The sequence below is a fragment of the Candidatus Thiosymbion oneisti genome (genome assembly GCF_004359955.1).
In the GTDB taxonomy this organism is placed as follows: domain Bacteria; phylum Pseudomonadota; class Gammaproteobacteria; order Chromatiales; family Chromatiaceae; genus Thiosymbion; species Thiosymbion oneisti.
Map to the genome: position 1 here is coordinate 1 of NZ_SMSC01000020.1, position 26,903 is coordinate 26,903.

The window sequence follows — 26,903 nt, forward strand, 5'->3', positions numbered from 1 at the left end:
CGTCCCGGCCTGCTTCGTAACAACTCACCACCGGAGCCGGCCACCCGACATACCGGCCACCCGGTGTCGGGTGACGGCGCGCCAATCACCGCGGCTAATGGCAGCAGCTTCGCAGCAGGCGCGTCTTACCCGACCTACCTGGGCTACCGCGCGATCCGGTGTTCGGTGGGCACAGCTCACCCTACGTCTCCACCCGCTTCAGGCCGCGAGCAAGGCCTCGAGGGCCAGGACCAGGTCCGTCGTCAGGTCCTCGAGGGCTTCGGTTCGGTCGTCACGACACGCATTCTCCAGGGCCTCGGCGGCCGCCCGGACGGGTTCGGCGCATAAGGCGGCGGCGGACCCTTTGAGCTTGTGCGCCTGCGCGTCCAAAGCAGCCGTATCCCCCGCACTCAGGGCCTGGCGCAGGATGGCCGGGATGTCTCGAGATTCGGCCCGGAAGACCGCGAAGAACTCCGCCATTTTCGCCGGCGACACCCCGAGCCTGGCGGCGGCGGGGCCGAGGTCGAACGCGGGTGGCGGCGGGTGGTCCGCGGGTGACGGGGGCACGTCGGGCGCGGGCTGGGGCGTCTGGTCCAACAGCCTGCCGATGGTCGCCAGCAGCCCCTCGATGGGGTCGGTCTTGAGCCGATAGGCATCCACCCCGGCCGCCTTGGCGGCGTCTTCTTCATCTTCGGCACCGCTAAAGGCGATAATCGGCAGCCGGCGCAGCCGGGCGTCGGGGCTGGTGCGGACCCGGCGGGTCAGCGCCAGGCCGTCCAGCACCGGCATCCGGAGGTCGGTAATGAGCAGGGCATACGCCTGCGCCTGCAGCAGATCCCAGGCCTCGGCCCCGTCGACGGCCTTGTCCACCGCCAGGCCGACCTTCTCCTTCAGGCTGAGTGCCAGCAGGTCGCGGTTGAGGGCCGAGTCGTCCACCAGCAACACCGGCAATCCACCGGTGTCGGCAAGGCCGGCCCCTGGATTCGGACCGGCCTCCAGGACCGGGCGCAGGGCGCGGATCAGCTCGGCCTGGCTGCAGGGCTTGGCGACCAGCTCCCGCATCCCGACCTTTTCCGTCTTGCCGCGGGCGATGTAGGGCGGCTCGGCGGTGTGGGCGACGATGGGGATGGCCGCCGCGTCGGTGCCTGTTTCCCCCCGGGCCTCGCCCCGGCGCAGGCGCTCGGCGGCCTCGTAGCCGTTCATGACCGGCATGTTGAGATCCATGAGGATCAGGTCATAGGGGTTGGTGCGCGCCAGCTCGATGGCCTGGCGACCGTCCGCTGCCTCGTCGATCACCACCTCCAAGGGCGCCAGCTGTTGTTGCACCGCCGCGCGGTGGAGGGACTCGTCATCGACCACCAGCAGGCGCTTACCCTGGAACGCAGGCCGGGCCGCGGCGATGATCCGGGCCTGGTCAGCGGCCAGGTCCTGCTCTGCCACCGCCGGAAAGCTGAGGGTGAACTCGGTGTATTCCCCCAGGACCGAATCACAGGTGATATCGCCGCCGAAGGCCCGCATCACCCGTTTGCAGTAGGCGAGCCCGAGGCCGGTCCCACCCTGCTTGCCGGCGGTAAAGAAGCCGTCGAAGAGCCGCGCCAGGTCCGGTTTGGGGATGCCGGGGCCGGTGTCGCGAAAGTACACCCGGTTATGCGCATCCCCGCATGCCAGCCGGATGCGGATCTCGCCCGCGCTGCGGTGCTTGAAATAGTAGAGGGCGTTCTTCATCAGGTTGAAGAGGACGAAGATATACAGGGTCTCGTCGATGCGGAAGCTGAAATCCTCCCGCACCTCCAAATGGACCCGCCCGCGTTCGCCCGCGGAGTCATAGCCATACTCGTCGAGCGCCTTGTGGGTGGTGCGGGCGGCCGAGAGATAGACGAAGCGCTCGGAATCGATCGGCCGCTCCCGGATCTCGTCCAGGATCATATCGATGATCTGGATCCCGCGTTTGACCGCCATCTGGCCGTGACCAACCCCCTGATAGATGCGTTCGAGGGACGCCTCATCCAGGGCCGCGGTCGGTCGCTCCGGGTGATAGACCGGCAGTTGGTTTTGGATGTTGTTGAGGCTGTGGCGGAGCTGTCCCAGCGGATTGCGCATCTCATGGGCGATACTGCCCGATAAAGCCTTAAATACCTTGCCTTGTTCTCTTTCACGAGTTAGGTCTGCGATCGCTTTGCGTACCATATGTTGAAAAAGCATGCCCACGAACAGCATAAACAAGAATATAGGGATGTATTCGAGATTGAAGGCATCAAATAAGATAGGCCCTTCTTCTATAGCAAATAAAGTCGCCCCCGCTACTGAACCAACGACCAAAACGACAACAAACCACACGGCTTCAGGTATTAATTGTATCACGATGACTATCATTACCAGGTAGCATAACAGCCACACCATGCTATATTCATTTTGCAGCATGAGGTAGGTGAATATGAAAGGTAAGCAATATAAAACTGCGAAATGCCAATAAGCAGGTAAAAATCGTTTGAGTCCCGAGGGCCAGAATTTAACCATGGCTAATGGGGCACAAATTGCGGCACCTGAAAAGCGTAGCAACGGACTCTCGTAGGGTTGTGGCAGCAGGTATACCCAGATTGCCCAGTAAAGCGGGTGGCCGATCAATCCGATAATGCCGACCAACATGATGTTATATCGCGCTCTGTGCGTGCCTCGCTTCAGGGTGTGGCTGAGATAATGGATCAGCTGATGCATTTTAGGGGCACCTCGAAAAATACGATTTCGTCACTGGTATGCAGGTGATCTTAAAACACGAAATGGGTCGCATTGAAGCTCATGCCGGAGGAGCCCACCCACAAGGCGACCCGTTCATGCCGCTTTAAATGGTCGGACTTGATGGCGTCGACCATCGCGGCCGGGATGGATGCGGAGACCAGGTTTCCGGTCAGGGGATAGATATGGTGTATCTTGTCGGCGACACCAATGGCCTGCCCATACAAGTCCCATTCCTTTTTCGATGAGGCATGGACGAATATTTTATCGACCTGCTTCTTGTTCTTTGCCATTGCCTTATACACGGCAATGGATTCATCCTGTCCACTTTTATGTAAATCGATACCGAATGAGGTAAATTGAAGCGGGCCGTTGGCGCCGATCAATTCATTGGGGTGACAAAAATCCTCATACCCGTTCATGGGAATTGTGCACAGATCCGCCAAGTCGGGTCGGGTCGAGAAACTAAACGCGAAATTTTCGGGTTCTTTCGGTATCAGGAGGGTAGCCGTCGCCGCTTCACCGATGCTGTAGGACGGGAAGGTATAATAGATCTGTTCTTCGTTCTTCAGGGCAAAATTCCTTGGGAACAAGGGGCCATTCTCGATCATGTTGAATTCGGCGTTGATGATAATGGCATTTTTGTAGGCCCCGGATTTGAACAAGGAATCGACCAGATGCAGGGCGCGCGCCCAACTCATGCAAGCATCGGTAATGTCGAAGCACTGGGCCTTGTGAAACCCGAGTACATTGGCGATCATGTGGCTATTGCCGGGTTCCAAAAAGCCTCGTCCAATACCCACATAAATCAACAAATCGATAAGAGATGGGGTCAGATAGCATTCGGACAGGGCCTGGTTGGTCGCCATTGCCACATGATCGAGTGGTTGTTCATGGCGATCACACCAGCGCCGTTCTTCCAATCCTGATATTTCTAATAGTTTCCTGATAAGTCTAGTTGCGCGCTTGATGTTACCCTGGTATGCAGTCGAATGCTCCTTGATCAGCTCGATCACTTCATCGTTGGATACCCGCCTTGAGCCGAGACTTGCCGCAATACTTTTAATAATCATGTTTGGACAAAAAATCATCATCTAGGATCAAAATTCGATAGTTGTCTTTACTCATGGTCATCTCCGCTTGCTGGTCACAACTCAAGGATTAGGAAATCCAGCCGCGCCACGGCTGGATAACAGGAACGCGCTTTCGGCCCGCTTGGCCAGGGCAATTGTAACACAATGCCATTAAGTTAGCTGCTGACCGCGTGTCGTGGTCGATCAGGATGCGGAAGAAAAAACTACGAATCGCGCGAATCGATCCGTGAGGATTCGCGTGATTCGTAGTTTCTCCTCTTTCTTGCTGACCGGATGCATTGGACTCGAGACCCCATGTCCCTTATCGGCGTGTCTGACTTGACCCTAATGTCAGGTAATGACTAAGCCGAATAAGTATGCGTACCAGATAGATAGCTATAATTTGGGCGAGAAACGAGACGACAACCCAAGACAAGAAAATAGAAGATGCATATAAGTAATCAATTTTGCATACATCTAAATTGTCATCTCGACAGAATTCACCCATAGCATTGTGTTGCATACCTGCGTAGAGGGCAAACATGCCAAGTAGAACTGATATGGAAAGAGACACCAAGAGTGCTTTTTTCATACCGCACACCCTCGCTTTCTCCAAGGTTGTAAGTAGTATAGTCTCCCTACTCGTGCGCCATAGTCCGTTACCTTTCTTGCCCCTAGAAGATTGTAAATAGACGCAATTTTTCTAACGGTCGGCTTTTCAATCCGATCCCGAATTCTAGATAGCAAAATGACACCAAACTCTATGTTATAGAAGGGGCATTCCAGTAGCTCTTTGGTTACTCCAAGTTTTTTCCAGTAACCATAGTGTATGTTCATTGGAAGAATCGTTCTTTACCTTTAGATTATCCTGGCCGATTTTCAACGCCATTAAGTTAGCTACCGGCCGCTTGTCGTGACAGGTCGGGTCAAAAGCGTGCCCCGGCGTCGAGAATACAAACGAGTCTGAACGCCCCCTGGCCCGACCACCGAAAAGTTAAAGAAAAGACAAAACGCGCGAATCGATCCGTGAGGACTCGCGTGATTCGTCGTTTCTCCTCTTGTTTGTCGACCGGTGACGCTTAACTTACATGGCATTGAGTTGTAACACCAACCGGCGGCAGGGCACACCACATGATCATAGAATAGCATGTTACGAATACCTGCAAGTATTCACACTTGGTGTGAGTAATCTCAATCCGACAAAAACGGCAACACAGGAATGGCCTATCTCGTGTTGTATGATCCTAAGTTTCTGTTTCTACTATGTTATTTCTGTGCGCCTCCGAGAAAGGGCGCACTCACGGCGCATCCAGGTCGAAAAACTGCCCGGTGGTGGTAAATTCATAAGTGTTAACCTAGAGAGATTCATCTTTTTGATCCCCTCTCCCCAACCCTCTCTTGGAGAGAGTGTCGTAAAAGGTGACGCCCGACGCGGTTTTTCACGTTCCCACGCGGCGCGTGGGAACCTGGTTGCTCCGCGCCGCACAGAGCATCAGGCTGGTGTCCACCATTGGGTATACACGGGCGAACCTGCCGGCGGTCCGGCGTTATCCGGTGCGGCCCACAAGGCGTCTGCTCTGACCGTTGCCGGCAGCTGGTCATTGGGTGGGTAAGCCGTCTGAAAGACGGCGGTCCCAGCGTCCCCGGAACCGCCGACACTTTGTCGGCCCCTAGGACCGCCGACATCCTGTCGGCCTCTGGGATCGCCGACATTTTCTCGTTCCTATGCGCTGCCTGGGAACCAGAGACCGGGAGAGGGGCTTTTACGACATCCTCTCGGAGGGAGAGTTGGTGGGCCGTCAGGGATTTGAACCCCGGACCAAGGGATTATGAGTCCCCTGCTCTAACCGCTGAGCTAACGGCCCGTAGCGCTCACTCCGTATCGAGGAAGCTTTTGAGCTTTTCGGAGCGGGTCGGATGGCGTAGCTTGCGCAGGGCCTTGGCCTCGATCTGACGAATACGCTCGCGCGTGACATCGAATTGCTTACCGACCTCTTCCAGGGTGTGGTCGGTATTCATATCGATGCCGAAACGCATGCGCAGGACCTTGGCCTCCCGAGAGGTGAGGCTGGCCAACATGTTTTGAGTCGCCTCGCGCAGGCCTTCGGCAGTGGCAGATTCCACCGGGGCGATCACCCCGGCGTCTTCGATAAAATCACCCAGATGGGAGTCCTCATCGTCGCCGATGGGAGTCTCCATGGAAATGGGCTCCTTGGCGATCTTCATGACCTTGCGCACCTTGTCTTCGGGCATCTCCATCCGCGCGGCGAGCTCCTCAGGCGTGGCCTCACGACCCATCTCCTGGACCATCTGACGGGAAATGCGATTGAGCTTGTTGATGGTCTCGATCATATGTACCGGGATGCGGATCGTCCGCGCCTGGTCAGCGATAGAGCGGGTGATGGCCTGACGGATCCACCAGGTGGCGTAGGTGGAAAACTTGTAGCCGCGGCGGTACTCGAACTTATCCACGGCCTTCATGAGGCCGATATTGCCCTCCTGGATCAGATCCAAAAACTGCAGACCGCGGTTGGTGTACTTTTTGGCGATGGAAATGACCAAGCGCAGGTTGGCCTCGACCATTTCCTTCTTCGCGCGTCGGGCCTTGGCCTCTCCGATGGACATCCTGCGGTTGACGTCCTTGATCTCGCCGATGGTGAGCATGTTCTCCTTTTCCACGTCCTGCAACCTACGCTGGGCGCGGCGGATATCCTGGGCGTTCGCCGCAAGTTGCTCGGCATAGGACCCACCGCCGGCAAGCTGCTGGTCGATCCACTCCAGGTTGGTCTCGTGGTCCGGAAAGGTATCGATGAATACTTTGCGCGGCATCCCGGCTACTTCGACCGCCAGACCCATGATCACACGCTCTTGGGTGCGGATCCGCTCAATGGCGTAACGCAAGGTCTCCACCAACACCTGGAAGACGTTGGCCACCAGCTTGAAGTGCAGGAACGCCTTGGAGACCTCCTGCATGGTGGCACGGGTACGTTCGTCATCCCGCCCAAACCGCGCCAGGCAATCACGCATCACTGCATAATGGCCGCGCAGCAGCTGTACCCGGCGGGCGACTTCTTCCAGATCCGGGCCCGTATCCACTGCGGCCGCTTCGTCGTCACCGTCCGTGGCCGACTCGGTTTTGCCGTTCTTGGCCGCGGCCGGCGACGCCGGTGTCTGATCGTCGGCGTCGGCGAATCCCGAGATAACATCGGAGAGGCGAATCTCTCCGTCCTCCACCCGGGTAAAGCTGTCCAGCAGCTTTTCGACCGTGCGGGGATAGGTGGAAAGGGCAGAAAGGACCTGATTGAGACCGTCTTCGATTCGCTTGGCGATCCGCAGTTCGCCCTCACGGGTCAGCAGCTCTACGGTACCCATCTCCCGCATATACATGCGCACCGGGTCGGTGGTTCGCCCAAACTCGTTGTCTACCGATGCCAGCGCCGCCGCGGCGGCTTCGGCAGCCTCGTCATCGGAGACGGTGGAATCGCTCAAGGTCCGATCGATTTCCGCAGGCGTGGTCTCGTGCACCACGATCCCCATGTCGTTGATCATATGCACGATATCTTCGATTTGCTCCGGCTCGACAATGCCGGGCGGCAGATGGTCGTTGACTTCGGTATAGGTCAGGAATCCTTGCTCCTTACCCTTGGCGATCAGTTGCTTGAGCTGGGATTGTTGCTGTTCTTGATCCATTAAGGGACCTGTAAGGGACCTGCGGGTTCTGGGGGCCAACTATGGACACTTAACTTTCTATTTTAACACAAATCGATGAGGATTTTTTCTTGTCGCCAAAGTAAAAAATCCCGTATGGATTTCAGACTGCCGACAAGGGTCCGGATAACTTTAGCATCTGCAAAGGCAAGCAGGACCTGTCTGCCGCCAAGCAGGCAGACAGATAGATCCGCCAGGACGGTTTCTCGGCAGGTTGATACGCACTTGCCCTGTTCGACCCCCTTGGAAGGAAGTGAAACCGGCGCTAAAGTGGCAACCGGCAGTCAACGCATGTGGTTGGGGACGCGACCTCGAAAAGCAATCAGGTGCCGCCGACACCTCACGAGCTACAGCCGAGAAAAACACAGATGGCAACGCCGAATATGCCCCATGCTTTGGCGGTGGGGGAGATGATCGAGGAGTTTCGGATCATCCGGGTCCTGGGTGCGGGAGGCTTCGGTATCGTCTACGAGTGCCGAAACACCCATTTCCCGGAAACGGCCGTGATCAAGGAATTCCTGCCCCCTGAGTTCGCCTACCGGAGGGCGGATGGTCACGTGATGCCCCTCTCCGATCAGACCGAGGAGACCTTCAACTGGGCGCGCGACCGCTTCCTGCAAGAGGCCAAGACCCTGTGGGAGCTGGCGCGCCCGGAGCGCCATCCGAACATCGTACGCGTAACCCGTTATCGCGAGGCGAACGGAACCGCCTATATGTTTATGGATTTCGAGCAAGGCCGTCCTCTCTCGGAGATTCTCGAGCAACGGGGCCAGCTGCCTCCCCCAGAGATCGACACCCTCTTCTATTCTCTGCTCGACGGCCTGGAACGGATCCATGCAGCTGCTATCCTGCACCGGGACATCAAGCCGGCGAATATCCTGATCCGTGCCGACGGCACGCCGGTATTGATCGATTTCGGGGCCGCGCGCCGCGTGGTCCCCGGGCAGGAGCACTCAATCGTATCGTCCTACACCCCTGTCTATGCCGCCCTGGAGCAATACCATAATGTCGGCGATCAGGGCCCATGGACGGATATCTACAGCTTCGGTGCCGTGCTTTACCAAGCGGTGACGGGTCATAAACCCTTGAGTGCCATGGAGCGACTGCGCGGTGGCAACCAACGGGCAGCTACCGAGGAATGCAAGGACATCTATCCGCAACCGATCCTGGCCGCAATCGACCAGGCCCTGGCGGTCAAACCGGAGGAGCGGCCGCGGTCCGTATCCGAGTGGCGGCAATCCGTAGCAACGGCCTCCGACGCGTCCCAAGCGGATGAGGCAACCGTCGTCAGACCCGCTTCCGGCCCCGATGACCCTACTTGTGTCTCGCCACCGAAGACTGCACCTACCCCCGCGGTCCCCCAGGTTACAAGCGAGCCGGCGCCGCAGGAGCCGAGGAGGCGCAGTGCACGCCTCTGGCTCGCAGCCGGCACGGCGGTAGTCGTCCTCATGGTTTCCGGTCTTGGTCTGTACTTTAATGCGGGTGAACCCGACTCCGGCTCAGGTACACCGGATGTAACGACGACCCTGCCGCCCCTGGAGACTGCCGACAAGGTCGCCGATGATACACAACCTAAAGACAAGCCGACGCAGCCACCGGAGCCCGAGCCCCTACCCATATCTGGAACGCGTTTTTCGGATCCCATGAGTAACGGCGGCTTCGGCCCCATCATGGTCTGGCTGCCTGCGGGAGAGTTCCAGATGGGCTCTCTGCCGAAAGAGAAGGGCCGCCATTCCGACGAGCGACGCCACCTCGCGCGGGTCGCGGAGCCGTTCGCCATGGGCGAAACCGAGCTCACTTTGGGACATTATCGGCGGTTCATCGAGGAGACGGGTTACCGATCCGAGGCCGGCAGCGAATTTCCCTGCCAGAAACCGGACGAGAATTGGCAACGCTTGGTGGAAGATCGGAAGCTTACCTGGGAGCATCCGGGGTATGAGGTCACGGATCGACATCCCGTTGCCTGCGTCAGCTGGAACGACGCCAGTGCCTATGCAAACTGGTTATCCAAACAGACTGGTCGCCGCTATCGCCTGCCGACTGAGCTGGAGTGGGAGTACGCGGCGCGTGCCGGCACTACGTCAAGCCGTTTCTGGGGCGATAATCCCCAAGCAGGCTGCAGATACGCCAATACCGCCGACTGCGAAGACACGCACACCTATGCAGCCCCGACCGGGGCCTTTCCGCCCAATCCATTTGGTCTGCGCGAGATGCTGGGCAATCTGGCCGAATGGACCTGCTCCGCATACGCAACCAGCTACGACGGTAGCCAGGCAACCTGCAGCGGACGCTTCGGCGGGGCGCCGCAGGTCCTGCGCGGCGGCTCTTGGCTCGACGCACCGGTGCTGGCACGATCCGCGGCACGGGACGGGGCCCCCCGAAGCTTTCGTTTCAACACCGTCGGCTTCCGATTGGTGCGCACGTTCGGTCTCGAATCGGGAAGTGACAACGTAGGGGAACCCAGATCGCGGGAGGCCGCTAGCCGAAAGGTGAGGAGATAGTCATGAAACAGGCACAAGGATTAATTTGGCTCGTCCGAGTCTGGGTAGCAGTGGCGGTTGTGATGTTGCTCGCCGCCTGTACCTTGATAGAGAAAATTGCCGAAACGAGTGGTCCTGAGCTGCAGTTCTCCTTAGGCAGGAATTACGAGGAAGGAACCCCCCAGGTACGGGACTACGAGCGCGCAGCCTATTGGTATCGCAAGGCCGCGGAGCAGGGGCATCAAAAGGCCCAGCTACGGCTCGGTGACTTCTATAAGATGAGTCTCGGCGTGAAGCGAGATCTGCTTCAGGCACGCGACTGGTATACCAAGGCCGCGAAATGTTCCAAGGACCGGGAAATCCAGCTTTGCCTCAAAGCCGAACGCAAACTCACCAATGTCAAGCAGATTTACCGGTCGGGGAAGGCAAAAAAGCAGGGAAAGACAAGAAAACCGGGGAAAACAGGAAAGCGAGGGAAGACAAGAAAGCGGGGAAAGACAAAAAAGCCGAGGAAAACAGGAAAGCGGAAAAAGATAAAAAAACCGAAAACGGGAAAGCGGGGGAAGACAAGAAAACCCGGGAAAACGGGAAAGCAAGGGAAAACAGGAAACACAACACCGCCCCGTGGCCGGACGGAACGGACAATCGATCAGCAATCCTCTCGGTAACCCTCCATACTAACCACTATCAAACCGGAATAGGGGTAGACCAGGTATTCTCTCCAGGGCGAGCGCGTATAAATTTGCATAATAACAAATAGATAGGTGAAAGTAGGGGGAAACAACTTTTGGAGTTTTCCCCCTGACAAGCCGCTTTCAAGACCTTTTTTTGGGCCTTGAAGATCCGCGGGTTGAGCGCCATCAACTTCACGGCTTGATGGATATTCGACTGCTGGTGATCTGTGCCGTCGTCCGTGGTGCCGACGGTTGGGAGGCCATTGAGGAGTTCGGCAAGGCAAAGCTGCAGTGGCTGCGTCAGTTTGCCCCCTTTACGAACGGCGTCCCCTCCCACGATTGTATTGCCAGCGTGATCTCGCGGCTGTCGGTAACATGAGGATGCCAGCCGCATTCGCAGCGGCAACGCGCCAGCCATCATGACCGCGATCCGACACCTGGGCCTGAATTTGTTTGAGCGTGAGCCTTCCTCCTTGCGTTTGGCACAGAAGCGACGCCGAGCCGCTTGGGATGACGACTACCGCGCTAAGGTCCTGTGTGGTTAAAAATTTATACGCGCTCGCCCTGTGGTTGCGTTGCATTACTATCCTCAGCTGGCCTGGGTTTTGGTACCTTTTACCCTTTTGGTCGCAAGCTCCCGCGTTATCCTCGGCCTTCACTATCCAAGCGACGTCCTGGCGGCTACGGGCATCGGGTTTGTGCTGGGCTATGCGGGAATTCTGCTCTTACCTTAACCTGCAGCGGAGCTACAGGGTTGTCTCCCTATCCATAGGGCCGTCTGGGCCAAGTCCCGCCGGCGAGACGCCCAGGTTCCATTGTCTCTCCACCCGTGCGTCCTGTGCGGCCATCTGAATCCAACCGTTCGATCCCGGTCTCTAAGTCCGGTTTTCTTAAAATTATGGTGCCACCATGCGCATCCTGATGATCTCCGACGTCTATTTCCCGCGGATTAACGGCGTATCCACATCGATCCAGACATTCGCCACCGAGTTTTCGAAGCAGGGGCACCAGGTTACGCTGATCGCACCTGACTATGGCCCAATGGCACAAGGGAGGAGCTGGGCGTTGCGCAAAGGTACCTCTATCTCTGCGGCTCCTCCCCACGCCGAGCATACCGGCGATGAGTTGGAGTCTTTCGAAATCATCCGCATCGCATCGCGCTATCTTCCACTGGACACGGAGGATCGCCTCTTGCGCATGAGCCGAATCCGTTCGCTTACCCCGCGACTGGCGGCACAGGACTACGACCTACTCCATATCCAAACCCCTTTTATCGCCCATTACGCGGGGCTGAAACTGGTGCGCCGGCTGAAGGTCCCGGTAGTCGAAAGCTATCACACCTTCTTCGAGCAATATGTCGACAAGTACATTACCTGTTTACCTCCGTCCTGGCTGCGCCTGGCGGCGCGGCATATTTCCGCCGCCCAGTGCGGCAACCTGGATGCGCTCGTGGTCCCGTCGCGGGCCACGCGATCTATACTCGAGACCTACGGGGTAACGACACCGGCCACGGTCATTCCCACCGGTATCGAGCTTGAGCAATTCAGTCAGGGTGACGGAGCACGCTTTAGACACCGTTACGGAATTCCGGCGGACCGGCCCGTGCTGGTTCACATCGGGCGCTTGGCCTTCGAGAAGAATGTGGACTTTCTCTTGCGTATGCTGGTGCGGGTCAAGCGCGAGATTCCGGATGTGCTGCTCGTCATCGCCGGCGAGGGGCCGGCACGCCGCAGATTGGAATCCATGGGCGTCGAGCTGGGCCTACGCGAACAGCTCCTGTTCGTGGGCTATCTGAGCCGCGACGGTGATCTGGAGGACTGTTACCGCGCCGGAGACGGATTCGTCTTTGCCTCCCGCACCGAGACCCAGGGTCTGGTGCTCTTGGAGGCCATGGCCCTGGGCGTACCCGTGGTCTCTACTGCCGTCATGGGTACCCAAGAGGTCCTCGACGGTGGTGAGGGATGCCTGATTGCCACCGATGACGAGGCCGATTTCGCCTCCAAGACGGTGCGCCTTCTTTCCGATTCCAATCTACGCACAAGGCTCGGCGCGCAGGCCCGGGCCTACGCTCGGACCTGGTCCGCCCCGATCCTCGCCGACCGCATGCTCGCGTTCTACCGGACGCTTGTGTCCAGGTAGGCCCTAATCCAAATCAGCCCTAATCGAAGACGACACGGTCGCCGTTGCCGAGCATCAGCGGGCTCGCGGAGCCGTATCGGCCGGAACCACGCACAACGGGATAGCCGAGTGCAATCATCCTCTCCACCGCCGGCACGCCGGTGCAGTGATTGGCGGCGATCTTGCGGAAGCCGAATCGCCCCAGATCGGCGATCATCCGCTCCTGCGCGGGAGACAGCGACGGGTCAAAGGGGGCAATATGGAGACCCCCGTAAAGACCGTACAAGGTCGACTCGGTCGCGATATGGGTAAGGGCGTAATCCGCCAGGGTGGTAACCGTCTGATGGCAACAACCGGTAACACAGACGGTCCCCTGGTCTTGAACCCGGAAATACAGTGACTGTTCGCCTCTGATGCCGAGCAAGATGGGAAGGTCGAAGGCCACCGCCACACAGCCGGGGTAAAGGACTGTCGGCTCGTCCGGGGGAGTGATGAGAATGGGACCGGCATGACGGACAGGCGGCACCCTGTCCGTGGAGGTAGGTGCCGAACGCTCACCGCGGATAAACGCCAGCGCCTCCTCGGTGAAGCCGGGTGGCACGCGCAGGGGAAGGTCCGGACGGTAACGCAGGACGGCTTGCAGCCCCCACAGGTGATCCAAGTGCTCATGGGACAGGAACAGGAACTCGATCTCGCCCCGTGCCAGCATGCCGTCAACGCCGGTTGCCTCGAAACGGCCTTGCATGTAGGCCTCGTTCCACCCGCAATCGAGGAGAAACTTGTGCCGTGCCCCCGTCAGCAGCTCGACCTCGATGAGGGCGGCGCTGCCTGCGGCATTGCTCGCCTGCCAAGGCTTGTCCCACTGACTGGCGTCAGGACCACCCTCACCTTTGATATCCGCCAGCATTCGGTCCGTGTCATGCCAGCCGACTTCCGAGATACAGGTGACGGCTACCGAACGACATACACCCAGACTCTCTTTATCTTCTCTTGTCATCGATCTACTACCGTGCTATTCACTACTGTTCTGGGGACAAAAAATTTATCATTCTGCATGACCGCCGCTACCCTTATCCGGATCTGTGCCCAGTATACTACTCTTTCCAAACGCTATCGCGGACGTAAACCAGCATGGAATTTTTCCGTTCCAATACCCCGTACCTCTGGCTGTTGTCTGTTCTCATTTCACTGGTGGCTGTCGCCGCAATGAGCTATAAGTGGTTGAATGTATACCGTTCATATGGAACGGATACAAATGTGATTCGTGATCAATTATCCATTACCGGGATAATTTGATTCCTAAGCTGGCATACTGGCCGGTAATCCTGTGGGCGATGGCGATAGCAACCTGGTTGATCGCGTACCAAGACCGATGCCGTCGATGCCACCGTCCTGGCCCAATTCGCCCTGCGCATGCCCTTTACCCCCTGGCAACGCCCCGCTGCCTTGGCTCTGACCATCCGCGCTTGCGCGCGCCGCATCGCCGCCCTGAACCAGCTCCGAACTCAGACCAAGAACCAGCTCCATGCCGCTGAGTAAACCGCCGCGACACCAGACTTTCTCCTCGCCGACCTGCAACAGAGCATGGTTTAAATGGAAACATCGCCACTCGCAGTGGGTTGGGCACGCCACACGCAGCACCCCCTCTCCCTCCGGGAGAGGGCCGAGGAGAGGGGATCAAATCAAGCAACGGGGCATAATGAACCCTTCTACCCTAACCATTTAAAAAATTACCACTACCCCCTTAGGGTTCAAACTGTCCCCCGGCCTCATCGGAACCGGGTGAGTCGGTGGGCAGAGCCCACCCTCCATTGCCGGCAGCCGGCGACTGGTCGTTGGTGGCAATTCATACACCCCCAATCCGGTGGCGGGATCATCTACTACCGGAATCCGAGATCCACCTCAGCACCCGGTCGAGCCCCCGGGAGGACAGCACTCGGCGCAATCCGCCGAATAGGTAGGTGGGAACGGTGACATAGTAGCGGGGCTTGGGCCGTGGACTCTCCAAGGCGTGGATCAACTTCTTGAGTACCGCCTGAGGAGGCAGAGTAAAGGGTTGGACTGCTCCTTCCCGGAGCAGGCGCTTTTCCACGGCGCGATATTGCTCCCGGTGTGGGCTGTGCTCTCGATCGATGTGGGCGCGGAACTTCTCATAGCTGTTGGCTCGGATCCGGCTCTTGATGGGGCCGGGTTCGATCAGAGAGACCTGGATACCGCTGCCGGCGAGCTCCAGACGCAGGGTGTCCGTCAGCCCCTCCAGGGCGAACTTGCTGGCTACGTAGGCGCCCCGGTAGGCCAAAGTCGTCAACCCGAGGATGGAGCTGTTCTGGACGATGCGGCCGTAGCCCTGGTGGCGCATGATGGGTATGAGGCGGCAGGTAAGCTCATGCCAACCGAGCAGATTGGTCTCCAGCTGGGCGCGCAACACCGCGCGCGACAGATCCTCCACGGCCCCCACCTGCGTGTAGGCACCATTGTTGAATAAAGCGTAGAGCTGGCCTTGGGTACGGGACAGGACCCGGTCGACCGCATCCCGGATAGTGGCCGGATCGTCCAGGTCCAGGCGCAACGCCTCCAGACCCTCGCTGGACAGTCGTTCCACGTCCTCTGGTTTCCGGGCCGATGCGAAGACGCGGTAGCCTCGTTCCCGCAAGCCATGGGCGCAGGCGTAACCGATGCCGCTGGAGCAGCCGGTGATCAGGATCGTGCGCGTTTCCTCGGGTTGCATTTGGTCTCTCCCGGGCCGCCGAAAGGATTGTTTCGCGGACGGAATTCTACCTGTGATCGGTTGAAATCACCCGCCGCAAGCCCCATTGGCTTCAAGTTTTCTCAACTGGTGATTGGCGAGGTAGCAACATGCCTTTCTACGAATATCGATGCGAGCAGTGTGACCACGAGCTGGAGGTCTTGCAGAAGATCACCGATCCGCCGCTGATAGATTGCCCCGAGTGTGCGCAACCGGCACTGAAGAAGCTGGTATCCGCCGCGGGGTTTCGGCTCAAGGGCAGCGGCTGGTATGAGACGGACTTCAAGGGTGGAAAGCAGAAGAACCTACACGAAGGTGGTGAAAAGAAGGAGGACGGCGAGAAGAAGAAGGATGCGGGCTCGTCTCAGGACACCAAGCAGGACAAAGGCGGCGATAAGAAAAAAACCGCTGCCGAATCGAAGGTCCCCGCTACGGGATGAGTGCAGAGGGCGGCTCAGGGCGAGGGCGTATAAAGCTTCCCGAAACCATGGTCTCGGCAGATCTGTCTGTCTGCCGAAACTTTTTTGATCCGCAGATTAGTGCGCCAAGCGAAGCTTGGCGCTTCTTGCCGGGTGCAAATCCCGGTCGGGTAAGGGCTAGCCCCCCACCCGTAGCGCGTGTTGCGCCGAGGACGGAAAGCACCGTCTTGGTATGGATACTGGAGCATACTCGGTCCGTTGGGGACCGATCAAATCGAATTTTTCTTTTGTCTTTTTTAGCCGCGAACCGCCTGCGAAGCGGGTTGGCCGTCGGCTGCAGCGCCTTGTTAGGCCGCGGACAGGCGCTTGACCTAATTTTGCCCAGAGACTTTTCTGCGACCCACAAATCATACTGCGATTGTTGGTTTAGCCAGCTCTCAGCTGACGTACCAAATGCCTTAGACAGCCGAATTGCCATCTCCGGACTGATTCCCGCGCGCTCGTTCAAGATTGTCGTTTTTCCTTTCTTGATCGCCATGCCGTGAAAGATAATACTCACTTTTCTCGACTTTATCTTGTATCCATTTCAATTCGAGCATAATTCATTAGGGTCTACAGAACAGTAAGGCGGTTCGTTTCCTGCCTGCCTCGTCCTCAGAGACGCCTGCCTGTACCGACCCTGCCTAGCCGCCAGCACAGGCAAACAGGGAGTAGGCGGGAAACGGCAGGCAGGCTCACCGTACCCCACATGGCTTTTCCCATACTCAATCCGAAGTTGGGCTATTGCACAACCGGAAACAGGGAAATGTCGGATACACCCGACTGGTAGCTGGCAACTCGAAGCACCGCATAAACAAAATGGGTGTCCTTTTTTTGTTGTTATCTCCAACATCAGGGACTGTTGAAGATATGGATTGGAGAGTGACTCAACGGTGATCCACTTGGCATCAATCGCCCGTTGAATTCGCACCACTTCAGGATACTCGTGACCGACCTGCAATTCCTGCCACACATCGTGTGGAATCCGAACATCCGAAAATTGTTCATGAAACAAATCAAGGCGTTCAATACTCGCAAGATTCCAGATTGGTGAGGTGTTACTGACCACGGGCATAGGCAATATCATCCTCTAAATCCTGCTCAGTATAGCAACGAGGAATATCACGTCGTCCTAACAACAGCCCAAATTCGATGCGATTTAAGGAGGTTAATTCTCGCGCTTTTCCAAACGACAGGATACCTCGGGCATACAGCGCAACCGCTAATTCCGTCATGAGCGACTGTTGTTGCTCACTTGCCGGCAATCGAAGCGCATGAGCAACCTGATCTGGAATCTCTAATACCACACTCATTTTTGTATCTCCCCCCTCCCCCCTCGTATGGATTTATACGCGTATTCATCAATCGGCATACGAATCTGTGTCAATATGACATACGCATGCGGTTATTACAGCACATATCATTAATACTGGCGATGGCTGCCTGCGTCGAAGCCGTCCGACCGGACTGCTCTTACCCGTGAAAGATCAAGCCCGTCAAGCTCCACGGCTTCCATCCCAACGACAAGCGGTGCCGCTGAGGCTTAACTTAATAGCATTGTACAGGAAGGCACGGCACACGCAGCGGCACACGCAGTGATACCAAGGGGTGTCCTCAAGGGAGACAAGAACGGAACGGGGAGCGGTCATGGTCAGATTCCTGGCTGCGCGTTGGGTTGAGGGGAATCTAGCTTAGAGGAAAACAAGTCAAATAAAGTGGGTGTCCTTTTGGTCGGGAGGGTGGGTTAATCACCTGCCCTTACCTGATTAGGCACGTCAACCTCGATGAATCGTTCTACTGGAACACGAATTTCTTCCTTCGTTTTCTTGCCATGTACATAGATTTGATCGAATTCTTGTTCAATTGCTTTTATAGTATCTGCTTTAAAATATTGTTCGCCGCAATACTCACATTGTTCACATGGGACTTCGTTAACAATAAGATATTTATCGTCATGTGTGTATGTGTATTGAACATTCACTTGCCTGAAATTCTTGTTCCCGCAAAAGTGACAAATTTTTCGCATAAATTAACCTCTTTCGTAGATAGTTTTAAATTTCGGTGGAGTTGGAACATATACGGTTACTATGAGCAAATCATCCTCCATTTCAGCACACACTACATGAATCGGTTTTCCCTGGCCAGTGAATCCGGCAACCAAACAACTTTCTCCCCGTCCGGTATCTTTATACTCTTCTATTATTCTTCCATTTAATATAGCTTCTTCGATTTCTGTTATTACAAGATTGTCGTTTTTCCTTTCTTGATCGCCATGCCGTGAAAGATAATACTGACTTTTCCCGACTTTATCTTGTATCCATTTCAATTCGAGCATAATTCATTATCTACAGAACAGTGATGTCGTTTAAGATTTCGGGAACCCCATGTTGCTCCCGGATGCCCGTGCTTATCCAAGGGCGGTCTTGGTAAAGGGTATATCCTGCTGTGTACCAGGCACGCTCGTCCGGTCAGAACAGCGACCGCAGATTTAGCTCGATGTCGGGCAGCGCGGCGATGCCGACACACGACAGATCCTGCACCTGAAACTTCGTCTTATACTTCCCGCTCTCCGGGTCCCGGTGTACATCCAGTTGTCTTCCTGCCACATCGACGAGCCAGACCTCCGGTATCGCGAAGCGGGCATAGAGGGGGAGCTTGCGGTCACGGTCGTAGGTGAGGGTGCTGTCCGCTACCTCGACCAGCACCAGGATGTCGTCCGGTCCGGGGTGGACCTGCTCGTAGAAGTCTTCCCGCCAGCGCAGCAACGCCAGGTCCGGTTGGGGGGCCGAGAAATCGCCGAGCAAAATAGGATCTTGTGCCGAGACGATGGCCTGGTCACCGATTATCCGGGAGAAGGACCGGATGAGGCGTTTGACTTTACTGGAGTGTGGGGGACCGATGGGGGGCATATCGAAGAGCTCGCCTTCTATCAGCTCACAGCGTGCCTCGGGATCCAAGACATCTGTCTCGCCCATGCGGAAGTATTCCCGGACGGAGATCGGGTGGTGTTGTGGGAGCTGAGCCACCGAGTTAAGCATAGTGAGGGACCTGGCACGGATGCTCTCAATTACCGGTAACATTGATGGAGTGGAATCTTCACCGGTTGAACCATAGGTTGGGTTAGGCGCGTGCTGCTAGGTTGGTATGTGCCGAAGAGGTTGCACGCGCCGTAACCCAACATACCATGTTGGGGTTCGTTCCTCACCCCAATCTACGCGCTTTTTGTCAAGCAGCCTCTTCCTTTCGCTCGACTCTAAATATTTCCTCTATATCAAGATGTAAATCCAGCTCGGCCCACTCAACCATAGTCCTTCTACCAATCAATTTGTAATTTTTCCGTTGTTCATCAGTTGCAGATAACAATGCCGGATACCAACTCAGCGGTGTGGATATTATCCTCCCGTCTTCCAGTTCTACATGGAGACGATGATTATCCAATTTGATGTTCTTGCATTTGAACATGACTATTCCCCTATGATTTCATTCCACTTGTCGGTTAAGTAATCCTGATTCTCTTTGATGATCTCAATTGCTTGCTTAAGCTCACTCTTCTTTAGATAAGAACGTATAACTTTAAACGTTTCAATCTCGATCTTGGCATAATCGTCATCTCCTCTGAAGACATGCACATGTTTGGGCTCATGGTCATTAATCGGTATAATGATTTTGAAACCATATTTTTTAGATAACTCTTTTAATACAGGCATGATTTCGATTCGATGGTTATCATTTGCAATCGATATACTTCAGAAATTGAACTTGGCCCCTTTTCCTGCTTTTCCCAGCAGCCAATAGCCACCTCCGTCGAGTGGCGGCCATCCCTGGCCTTATCCGACCTACGCGGGCAGGCAAAACAGGACGACCGACTCAATCCTCCCTTACTGCCGAAAAAGCTTATGCGTAGGCATACACTGGCGCGTGCTTTATCGGCTCCGCACGTTGCTCTATAAGTTTCTCAAGATGACGGATTATATCTGGGGCTAGCAGTATATCAGAACACACGTCGCAGACCTCAGCAGGTACATTCTCAAAGATAAGTACTGTCTCTCCACGCTTGACCGTATGTACGATTAGACGATGCTCGTAGTGCCCAGGACATCCTTGGATGCTGCAGTTCATTATCTTTGGCCTCTGGTAAAAGGATCAACCCATTTTGGAAGTTTGGGTTCGTATACAGTTATGATTATTGCCAGATCGAGAGCCGTTGTACAGACTACATGCAAGTATCTGCCCGTGCGGGTTTGACCGCAGACAAGACAGCAGGCACCTCTTCTGTGTTCTGGATAGTTCTCCACAACTGTCGCCTGAAGCAGCACGCTCACTACATCGTCCAGCGAAATATGTTCCTCGACCATTTCCTGATGCGCATGGACAGTAATACGCATCAGCTCTTCTTCTGCTTGCTGTCGTAAGCGAGCTACTATCGCTTCCAAACTATGAATGGGAACATCGGACATATGTAAATCCTTCAGCGGTCTTAAAGCCAACTTCAGTAAGCCCTAACGCCAGCTAGGGCAGCAGGGCTTTGTGGTTCGCCGCCAGCAACAAAGTGGGGGTCCTTTTTTCTCCGTTTTTTTCCCTTTTTTCATAGGCCGTAGGCCATTGACATTCAATGGCGCATCGCCTGTGAGGAAATATACGCGATTAATCCGACGAGCATAACGGCTAACAACACAATGATAATTTCCATTTCAAAGCCCTCTTACGTCTCTTTATGTCGGAAATGATCTTTCTATTTACAAAAAGGGAAAGCAGGGAAAGGGGTCAGGTCTTGACCTGTGCCTTCAAGGGTGACGGATCAAGACCTGACCCCATTTCCTCGGGCTGACCCCTTTATGCCAAACCCTTTCAACCCTATCACGCCGCCTGTTTGGCTACAAACATCGCTCGCGCAACCTGGATACCACGCAGGTACTTGGCCTGACGCCGCGCGCAAAGATTCACCAGCGATGCCGGCGCACCGACCGCCGTTCCGAACGCCTTGAGAAGACGTTCAGAATAGCCGATAAACTGCTCCCCATCGATGCCCAGCCGGGCGAGGATCTTGGGCTCTCGCGCCTCGATATATCCAGACTTATCCGCGCGTAATGCGCGGCCCGTCCAATCGACCAGCTCCAGGTAGTCCTCGAAGGCAAACGGCACTGCCCAAGGAGTCCGCGCAGTGGCATCAAAGGGCATCAGCGGGGCTTGGGGTAGGATCTGCGTCTCAGCCTCCGGTCGTAACCGCTCCCCGTCGAGTGCTGTGTCAGGATCTTTAACGGTTGCAGTCTCCTGCGAACCGGTATCGGACCCGACCTCCTCCGGCAAGCCGACGACACGCTCCTGAATCGAGGTATAGTCCGAAGTCTCCGGCGTCTCGGCCAGCCCTGCCCGCACCGGATTCAGATCCACATAGGCCATCGCTGCCAACAACGCCTTCTCATCGAGCAATGCCTGGCTCTTGAAGCGACCCTCCCAAAACCGCCCCTTTACCCCATCCTCGGCATTGGCCCGGCGGGCGATATGCTCGTTGAGGGTACGCATGAACCAGGACAAATCGTGCAACCGCCCTCGGTAGACCTCGGCCAGCGCCTCGACCTTGGTGATCTCCGCCTGGGTCATCCCCGCTCGTGACGCTGAGAGATAACGTGTTACCAACACTGGCCCGGTAAAAAGCCCCGTCCAGCGTCTTAGTACCTCCTCGATCGACCACCCCAAGGCCCGTTCTCGGTCGATACGCACCACGATGTGGTAGTGGTTGCTCATCACCGCGTAGGCAGCCACATCAATGGCGAACAGAGTAGCAAGCTGCTGCATGCGCTCGACGATCCAGCCACGGCGGTGATCGAAATTCATACCTGAGAGTTGATCCTCCCCACACAGGAAGGCACGGCGCACGCAGCGGCACACACAGTGATACCAAGGGGTATCTTCAAGGGAAACGAGAGCTGAGCGGGGAGCGGTCATGGTTGGTTCTCTGTGGTTTTGGGGTCGGAAGGAGCTTAGCTCGGAGTGGAAAGAATTTCAAACAAAATGGGTGTCCTTTTATTGTTTATTCATCACTGACATGCAATGCAGATTTATTGCATGTTACGGAAAGAGATTCAAGAGCTTTTTCAAGTCGTTTATCCATTTGTATTCCTCGTTTATTTTTGCATGGGTCTAGATAACCTTAGGGTGGATTTTCTCTCAGCAAATTATGCAGATTCCCACAGATGAAGAACGAAAAAGTAATCTGTGAAAATCTGTGTAATCTGCGGATAAAGTATACAGGGAAATGTTGGGCACGCCGCCAAGCTCCCTCCGCATCCCTGCGTCGGGACGAAGCCTGGCGGCTTTGCCCAACCTACGGCCTATTCCGTGGCCCCATTGGGACCAGTCATCAATGGCCGCAACCCATCCTACCCTTTGCGTCCTTTGCGGTTCAAAAATCGAATCGCGCCTACAGGCGCGATTTTCCTTTTTTCACAGCATATCAGGCAGCAAGCCGCAGGTCGAGCTCGGTAAGCACCTTCTGCGCGGCGATGGGCACCACGGTCCCCGGACCGAAGATGGCGGAGGCGCCGCTGTCGTAGAGGTACTGGTAGTCCTGGGCGGGGATGACGCCGCCGATGACGACCATGATGTCTTCCCGGTCCATCTCCTTGAGCGCCTTCACCAACTGGGGCAGCAGGGTCTTATGGCCCGCCGCCAGGGAGCTCATGCCGACGACGTGGACATCGTTTTCTACCGCCTGGCGGGCGACTTCTTCCGGGGTCTGGAACAGGGCCCCGATGTCGACGTCGAAGCCGAGGTCGGCGAAGGCGGTGGCGATGACCTTGGCGCCGCGGTCGTGGCCGTCCTGGCCCATCTTGGCGACCAGGATGCGGGGCCGGCGGCCTTCTTTCTGCTCGAAGGTATCGGCCATCTCGCGGACGGTGGCGACTTCTTCCTTCTCGCCGAACTCGCTGCCGTAGACGCCGCTGATGGAGCGGATCACTGCCTTGTGGCGGCCGAAGACCTTTTCCATGGCATCCGAGATCTCGCCCAGGCTGGCGCGGCATCTGGCCGCTTCCACGGAGAGTTCCAGCAGGTTCCCTTTGCCCGTCTCGGCGCTGTGGGTCAGGGCGTTCAGGGCAGCCCGGATCTTGGCCTCGTCACGCTCTCCGCGCAGCTTCTTGAGCCGTTGGATCTGGGAATCGCGTACCGCCGAGTTGTCGATATCCAGGATCTCCAGCGGGTCTTCTTGTTCCAGGCGGTATTTGTTGAGGCCCACAATGGTTTCCTTGCCCGAGTCGATCTGGGCCTGGCGGCGGGCGGCGGCTTCTTCGATGCGCATCTTGGGCAGACCGGTGTCGATGGCCTTGGTCATGCCGCCCAGGTCCTCGATCTCTTGGATATGGGCCCAGGCCTTTTTGATCAGCTGGTCCGTCAGGGCCTCCACATAGTAGGAGCCGGCCCAGGGATCGACCACCTTGCAGATGCCGATCTCGTCTTGCAGATAGAGCTGGGTGTTGCGCGCGATCCGGGCCGAGAAATCGGTGGGCAGGGCGATGGCCTCGTCCAGGGCGTTGGTGTGCAGGGATTGGGTGTGACCCAGGGCGGCGGCCATGGCCTCGATGCAGGTACGGGCGACGTTGTTGTAGGGGTCCTGCTCGGTGAGGCTCCAGCCGGAGGTCTGGGAGTGGGTGCGCAGGGCCATGGATTTGTCGTTCTTGGGTCCGAATTGCTTGACGATCTTGGACCACAGCAGGCGCCCGGCGCGCATCTTGGCGACTTCCATGAAGTAGTTCATGCCGATGGCCCAGAAGAAGGAGAGGCGCGGGGCGAAGGTGTCGATGGGCATGCCGGCGTTGACGCCTGTTCTCAGGTATTCCAGGCCGTCCGCCAGGGTGTAGCCGAGCTCGATGTCGGCGGTAGCGCCCGCCTCCTGCATGTGATAGCCGGAGATGCTGATGCTGTTGAAGCGGGGCATCTCCTGGGCGGTGTAGGCGAAGATGTCGCCGATGATGCGGATAGAGGGCGTGGGCGGGTAGATATAGGTGTTGCGGACCATGAACTCCTTGAGGATGTCGTTCTGGATGGTCCCGGTGAGCTGCTTGTGTTCGACCCCCTGCTCTTCGCCGGCCACGATGTAGAAGGCCATGCAGGGCAGGACGGCGCCGTTCATGGTCATGGAGACCGACATCTGGTCCAGGGGGATGCCGTCGAACAGGACCTTCATGTCCAAGATGGAGTCGATGGCGACCCCGGCCTTGCCTACGTCGCCAGTCACGCGGGCATGGTCGGAGTCATAGCCGCGGTGGGTGGCAAGATCGAAGGCGATGGAGAGCCCCTTTTGCCCGGCGGCCAGGTTGCGGCGATAAAAGGCGTTGCTCTCTTCTGCCGTAGAAAAACCGGCGTACTGGCGCACGGTCCAGGGCCGGGTCACATACATGGTGGGATAGGGCCCCCGCAGGTAGGGCGGGATGCCGGCGGCATAGCCCAGGTGCCCCAGGCCCTTGAGATCGGCGTCGGTATACAGGGGTTTGACGTCGATCTGCTCCATGGTGTGAGCGATCAGGTGTTCCAGGGTTTCTCCGGTGGCCTGTTCCACCGCGGCCTTCCACTCCTCGAAGCTGGGCTTGGGAAAATCCAGGCCATGGTCCATGCCATAGTCCATGGAGGTAAAGTCTGGTGTCTTGCTCATGGTTAGACCCCCATTTGGTTCTGTAATTTGTCCAGTAACTCGTAGCAGTTGGCTCGGATGTGGATGAAGTCATCCACCCCGGCCGCCTTGAAGGCCTCGACATGGTCGGCGGGATAGCCCGCTACCAGCACCAGGGTGTCCGGCTTGGTCGCCTTAATGCCCTTGGCCAGGGGCGGCACCAGCTTGGGATAAGTCTTGTCCGTGGAGCAGATGACGACCGCCCCGGCCCCGGAGGCGATGGCCGCCTGGATGGCCTGGTCGGTGGTCCCGAACCCTTCGTTGCCGATGACCTCAAAGGCGCCTACCTCCAGGAAACCGCGGCTGAAGTCCGCTCTGGCCTTGTGTTGAGGAGTGGGTCCCAGGTTGGCGAGGAACACCTTGGGCAGCCCCCCGGTGCGTTCGGCAAAGACTTCGGAACGTCGCCGCAGATCCTCGAAGGGCTCCGCCCCCCGCTTGATCGCAACCGGCGTTATGACCGGATCCGATTGTTCGCCGGTGGTCAGTGCCTTCCATAGATCGTTCAGGGTGGCACCAGCGGCGGCCGCCGCCACAGCGGTGGTGACACGCCGATCCGGGGTTGCCTGCGCCAGCTTTTCCAAGGCGTCCCGGCGTGCGTCGGCGTCTGTTGATTGTCGAGATGCCTTCAGCGCCCTGGTGCGCTCTTGCTGGAGTGCGACATGGTCGATGGGCTCCGGCGTCAGGGGCTCGTCGGTCGGGTTGGGGTACATGTTGGTGCCCACGAAGATGTCCCGGCGTTGGGCGTAGGCCTTGGCCCGCTGGTCGGAGACCGCTGTTACCTGTTGCTGGGGAAAGCCTGCGCTCAATGCCTTGGCCATGCCGCCCTGCTTCTCCACTTCGCGGAACAGGTCCCAGCTCTTACGGGCAAGGGTATCGGTGAGGTTTTCCACATACCAGGAGCCCCCCGCCGGATCCACGGCCCGGGTCAGCCCCGCTTCCTCGCGCAGCACGGTATGGGCATTGCGGGCGACCCGGCGGCTGAAGTCGCTGGGTACACGTGCGATCTCGTCCTTAGGGCCGATGTGCAGGCTATCGCAGCCCCCCAGGACTCCGGAAAAGGCCTCGGTGGTGGCGCGCAGCATGTTGACGTCGGAATCGTAGAGGGTCTTGTTCCAACCCGAAGTGCGGGCATGCACGTGGATCTTCCGGGCCTCTTCACCGCCGCCGAAGGCCGCTACGATCTTGGCCCACAGCATGCGGGCGGCCCGGAGCTTGGCGATCTCCATAAAGAGGTTCGAGCCCAGGGAGAAGGCAAAGAGCACGCGCGGCGCGGCCTGGTCGATGGTCACTCCGCGCGCCTGGAGCTCGCGCAGGTATTCGACTCCGGTGGCGAGGGCGAAGGCGAGCTCCTGCACCGCGTTGCCGCCGCCGTCATGGTAGGGATGGCCGCGGACCAGAACCGTCCGCAGCCCCGGCGCATTGGCGGCGGCCCAACGCGTGAGCTGCGCCAGGTCCTCATAGGCCCCGTTCAGAGAACGCGGCAGCCGGCCTGAACCCGCCAGCGCTCCCAAGGGATCGTCGCCGATACAGCCCCGCAGCTTGGCTGCGGAGCGCGACTGCTTCCCGAGCATGGCCAGCACCATGGCGAGGAGCGGCAGCCCCGAGGCGCCGGTTTGGATGAAGATCGGCGTCTGCTCCAGATCGACCCCGGTGAGCGCCGCGGTCACATCACCCAGGCAGGAAATGGACAAGCCACCCTTGCCGACCCGGCCCGACTCCGTGGTGTCCGCGTCTTCTCCTAGCAGGGTGGCGAGGTCCAACCGCATATTGACCGCCGTCTGTCCCCGCTCGAGATCGGCCCGCAGCGCCTGATTGAAGGATTCCGGGGTAGCGTTCGCCAGCTCTTGGCTGACCTCCCAAGGCGCGTGCTTGTAGCCCAATACCTGGGTGCCGCGCACAAAGGGGGCGAAGCCCGGCAGCGAACCCATGTGGGGCAGCCCGTCCACATCCTCCGCCCGATACATGGGCTGCAGCGCGATGCCCTCGTGGGTTTTGGTGATGAGCCTTTTCTCGAAGGAACCGCCCTTGAGGGCTGCCTCCGCGGCTGCGCGCCACTCGTCGTAGCCGGTGGTTGGAAATTCAGTGAAGCGGGGGACGGCTGAATCCTCCCCTGCTTGCCGATCGATGGGTTGGTTCGACATTTTCTTAACCTCTGGTGGTTACGGGTTGTTCTCGCTGGCGCGGTGCGCTCGATGTTCACGAAAACTCTCAGGCAATCGAGCCTAGCATCCTGTTTTTATCATCTTTGTCATGTCAAGAAAGAACCACC

Annotated in this window: 24 protein-coding genes, 1 tRNA gene and 1 pseudogene; 7 read left to right on the forward strand and 19 right to left on the reverse strand. The window is 57.5% G+C overall.

The window, feature by feature from the left end; genetic code table 11:
• Nucleotides 1-198 precede the first annotated feature (198 nt).
• The 4 genes from E1958_RS12580 to rpoD all read right to left on the reverse strand — a co-directional run bounded on the left by E1958_RS12580 (nt 199) and on the right by rpoD (nt 7,475).
• Entirely contained in the window at nt 199-2,079 is a 1,881-nt protein-coding gene (locus tag E1958_RS12580) for an ATP-binding response regulator (protein WP_166664648.1), read from the reverse strand.
• Between the two features lie 665 nt (nt 2,080-2,744).
• On the reverse strand, nt 2,745-3,806 hold the full coding sequence (locus E1958_RS12585; protein ID WP_208108597.1) for a 3-oxoacyl-[acyl-carrier-protein] synthase III C-terminal domain-containing protein: 1,062 nt from the start codon (nt 3,804-3,806) through the stop codon (nt 2,745-2,747).
• A gap of 1,768 nt (nt 3,807-5,574) precedes the next feature.
• Nucleotides 5,575-5,650, reverse strand: a tRNA-Ile gene (locus E1958_RS12590).
• A 7-nt stretch (nt 5,651-5,657) separates the two neighbouring features.
• The gene (rpoD, locus tag E1958_RS12595; RefSeq protein WP_133512185.1) at nt 5,658-7,475 is read right to left on the reverse strand and encodes an RNA polymerase sigma factor RpoD; all 1,818 of its coding nucleotides are present in this window, start codon (nt 7,473-7,475) and stop codon (nt 5,658-5,660) included.
• 386 nt (nt 7,476-7,861) lie between these two features.
• Between rpoD and E1958_RS12600 the strand changes: the two genes are divergently transcribed.
• The 5 genes from E1958_RS12600 to E1958_RS12620 all read left to right on the forward strand — a co-directional run bounded on the left by E1958_RS12600 (nt 7,862) and on the right by E1958_RS12620 (nt 12,786).
• Nucleotides 7,862-9,994 carry an SUMF1/EgtB/PvdO family nonheme iron enzyme gene (locus tag E1958_RS12600; RefSeq protein WP_133512186.1) on the forward strand — a complete coding sequence of 711 codons (2,133 nt, stop codon included), beginning with the start codon at nt 7,862-7,864 and terminating at the stop codon, nt 9,992-9,994.
• Nucleotides 9,995-9,996: 2 nt separating this feature from the next.
• Entirely contained in the window at nt 9,997-10,641 is a 645-nt protein-coding gene (locus E1958_RS12605) for a tetratricopeptide repeat protein (protein WP_133512187.1), read from the forward strand.
• 160 nt (nt 10,642-10,801) lie between these two features.
• The gene (locus tag E1958_RS12610) at nt 10,802-11,026 is read left to right on the forward strand and encodes a transposase family protein (RefSeq protein ID WP_243448420.1); all 225 of its coding nucleotides are present in this window, start codon (nt 10,802-10,804) and stop codon (nt 11,024-11,026) included.
• 187 nt (nt 11,027-11,213) lie between these two features.
• A complete protein-coding gene (locus E1958_RS12615; RefSeq protein ID WP_424945084.1) occupies nt 11,214-11,381 on the forward strand; it encodes a phosphatase PAP2 family protein in 168 nt (55 codons plus the stop codon).
• A 175-nt stretch (nt 11,382-11,556) separates the two neighbouring features.
• A complete protein-coding gene (locus tag E1958_RS12620) occupies nt 11,557-12,786 on the forward strand; it encodes a glycosyltransferase (protein ID WP_133512188.1) in 1,230 nt (409 codons plus the stop codon).
• Between the two features lie 19 nt (nt 12,787-12,805).
• Here E1958_RS12620 and E1958_RS12625 read toward each other — a convergent pair whose 3' ends face one another.
• Nucleotides 12,806-13,762 carry an MBL fold metallo-hydrolase gene (locus E1958_RS12625; protein WP_133512189.1) on the reverse strand — a complete coding sequence of 319 codons (957 nt, stop codon included), beginning with the start codon at nt 13,760-13,762 and terminating at the stop codon, nt 12,806-12,808.
• Between the two features lie 374 nt (nt 13,763-14,136).
• On the opposite strand from E1958_RS12625, the pseudogene E1958_RS12630 reads away from it, so the two are divergent.
• Nucleotides 14,137-14,304, forward strand: a pseudogene (locus E1958_RS12630) (hypothetical protein); the annotation flags it as partial.
• Between the two features lie 334 nt (nt 14,305-14,638).
• Here the strand turns inward: E1958_RS12630 and E1958_RS12635 are convergent.
• Nucleotides 14,639-15,493 (reverse strand): SDR family oxidoreductase, encoded by an 855-nt coding sequence (locus tag E1958_RS12635; protein ID WP_133512191.1) that lies wholly within the window; start codon nt 15,491-15,493, stop codon nt 14,639-14,641.
• 128 nt (nt 15,494-15,621) lie between these two features.
• Between E1958_RS12635 and E1958_RS12640 the strand changes: the two genes are divergently transcribed.
• Nucleotides 15,622-15,951, forward strand: coding sequence for an FmdB family zinc ribbon protein (locus E1958_RS12640; protein WP_133512192.1), 330 nt, complete (start codon nt 15,622-15,624; stop codon nt 15,949-15,951).
• Here E1958_RS12640 and E1958_RS22035 read toward each other — a convergent pair.
• The 13 genes from E1958_RS22035 to E1958_RS12700 all read right to left on the reverse strand — a co-directional run bounded on the left by E1958_RS22035 (nt 15,941) and on the right by E1958_RS12700 (nt 26,775).
• Complete coding sequence (locus E1958_RS22035; protein WP_133512245.1) at nt 15,941-16,468, reverse strand: HigA family addiction module antitoxin; 528 nt, start codon at nt 16,466-16,468, stop codon at nt 15,941-15,943. The two genes, E1958_RS12640 and E1958_RS22035, sit on opposite strands and share 11 nt — an antisense overlap.
• Nucleotides 16,469-16,516: 48 nt before the next feature.
• Complete coding sequence (locus E1958_RS22250; RefSeq protein WP_481752902.1) at nt 16,517-17,056, reverse strand: PIN domain-containing protein; 540 nt, start codon at nt 17,054-17,056, stop codon at nt 16,517-16,519.
• Nucleotides 17,028-17,282, reverse strand: a complete 255-nt coding sequence (locus E1958_RS12650; protein ID WP_133512193.1) for a UPF0175 family protein — start codon at nt 17,280-17,282, stop codon at nt 17,028-17,030. The genes E1958_RS22250 and E1958_RS12650 overlap by 29 nt, the downstream gene beginning before the upstream one ends.
• A gap of 431 nt (nt 17,283-17,713) precedes the next feature.
• Nucleotides 17,714-17,995 carry a YgiT-type zinc finger protein gene (locus E1958_RS12655; protein ID WP_133512194.1) on the reverse strand — a complete coding sequence of 94 codons (282 nt, stop codon included), beginning with the start codon at nt 17,993-17,995 and terminating at the stop codon, nt 17,714-17,716.
• 3 nt (nt 17,996-17,998) lie between these two features.
• Complete coding sequence (locus tag E1958_RS12660) at nt 17,999-18,304, reverse strand: DUF4258 domain-containing protein (RefSeq protein WP_133512195.1); 306 nt, start codon at nt 18,302-18,304, stop codon at nt 17,999-18,001.
• A 133-nt stretch (nt 18,305-18,437) separates the two neighbouring features.
• Nucleotides 18,438-19,007: a Uma2 family endonuclease gene (locus E1958_RS12665; protein ID WP_133512196.1), complete on the reverse strand. Its 570-nt coding sequence runs from the start codon at nt 19,005-19,007 to the stop codon at nt 18,438-18,440.
• 187 nt (nt 19,008-19,194) lie between these two features.
• Complete coding sequence (locus E1958_RS12670; RefSeq protein WP_133512197.1) at nt 19,195-19,431, reverse strand: DUF2442 domain-containing protein; 237 nt, start codon at nt 19,429-19,431, stop codon at nt 19,195-19,197.
• A gap of 2 nt (nt 19,432-19,433) precedes the next feature.
• The gene (locus E1958_RS12675; protein WP_133512198.1) at nt 19,434-19,676 is read right to left on the reverse strand and encodes a DUF4160 domain-containing protein; all 243 of its coding nucleotides are present in this window, start codon (nt 19,674-19,676) and stop codon (nt 19,434-19,436) included.
• Between the two features lie 187 nt (nt 19,677-19,863).
• A complete protein-coding gene (locus E1958_RS22040; protein ID WP_133512199.1) occupies nt 19,864-20,088 on the reverse strand; it encodes a YgiT-type zinc finger protein in 225 nt (74 codons plus the stop codon).
• Entirely contained in the window at nt 20,088-20,426 is a 339-nt protein-coding gene (locus E1958_RS12685; protein WP_133512200.1) for a DUF4258 domain-containing protein, read from the reverse strand. Before E1958_RS12685 ends, E1958_RS22040 begins: the two co-directional genes overlap by 1 nt.
• Before the next feature lie 400 nt (nt 20,427-20,826).
• Entirely contained in the window at nt 20,827-21,915 is a 1,089-nt protein-coding gene (locus E1958_RS12690) for a transposase (RefSeq protein ID WP_133512201.1), read from the reverse strand.
• 508 nt (nt 21,916-22,423) lie between these two features.
• Complete coding sequence (gene scpA, locus E1958_RS12695; RefSeq protein ID WP_207787759.1) at nt 22,424-24,616, reverse strand: methylmalonyl-CoA mutase; 2,193 nt, start codon at nt 24,614-24,616, stop codon at nt 22,424-22,426.
• Between the two features lie 2 nt (nt 24,617-24,618).
• Nucleotides 24,619-26,775, reverse strand: coding sequence for a methylmalonyl-CoA mutase family protein (locus E1958_RS12700; protein WP_133512202.1), 2,157 nt, complete (start codon nt 26,773-26,775; stop codon nt 24,619-24,621).
• Between the last annotated feature and the right edge of the window lie 128 nt (nt 26,776-26,903).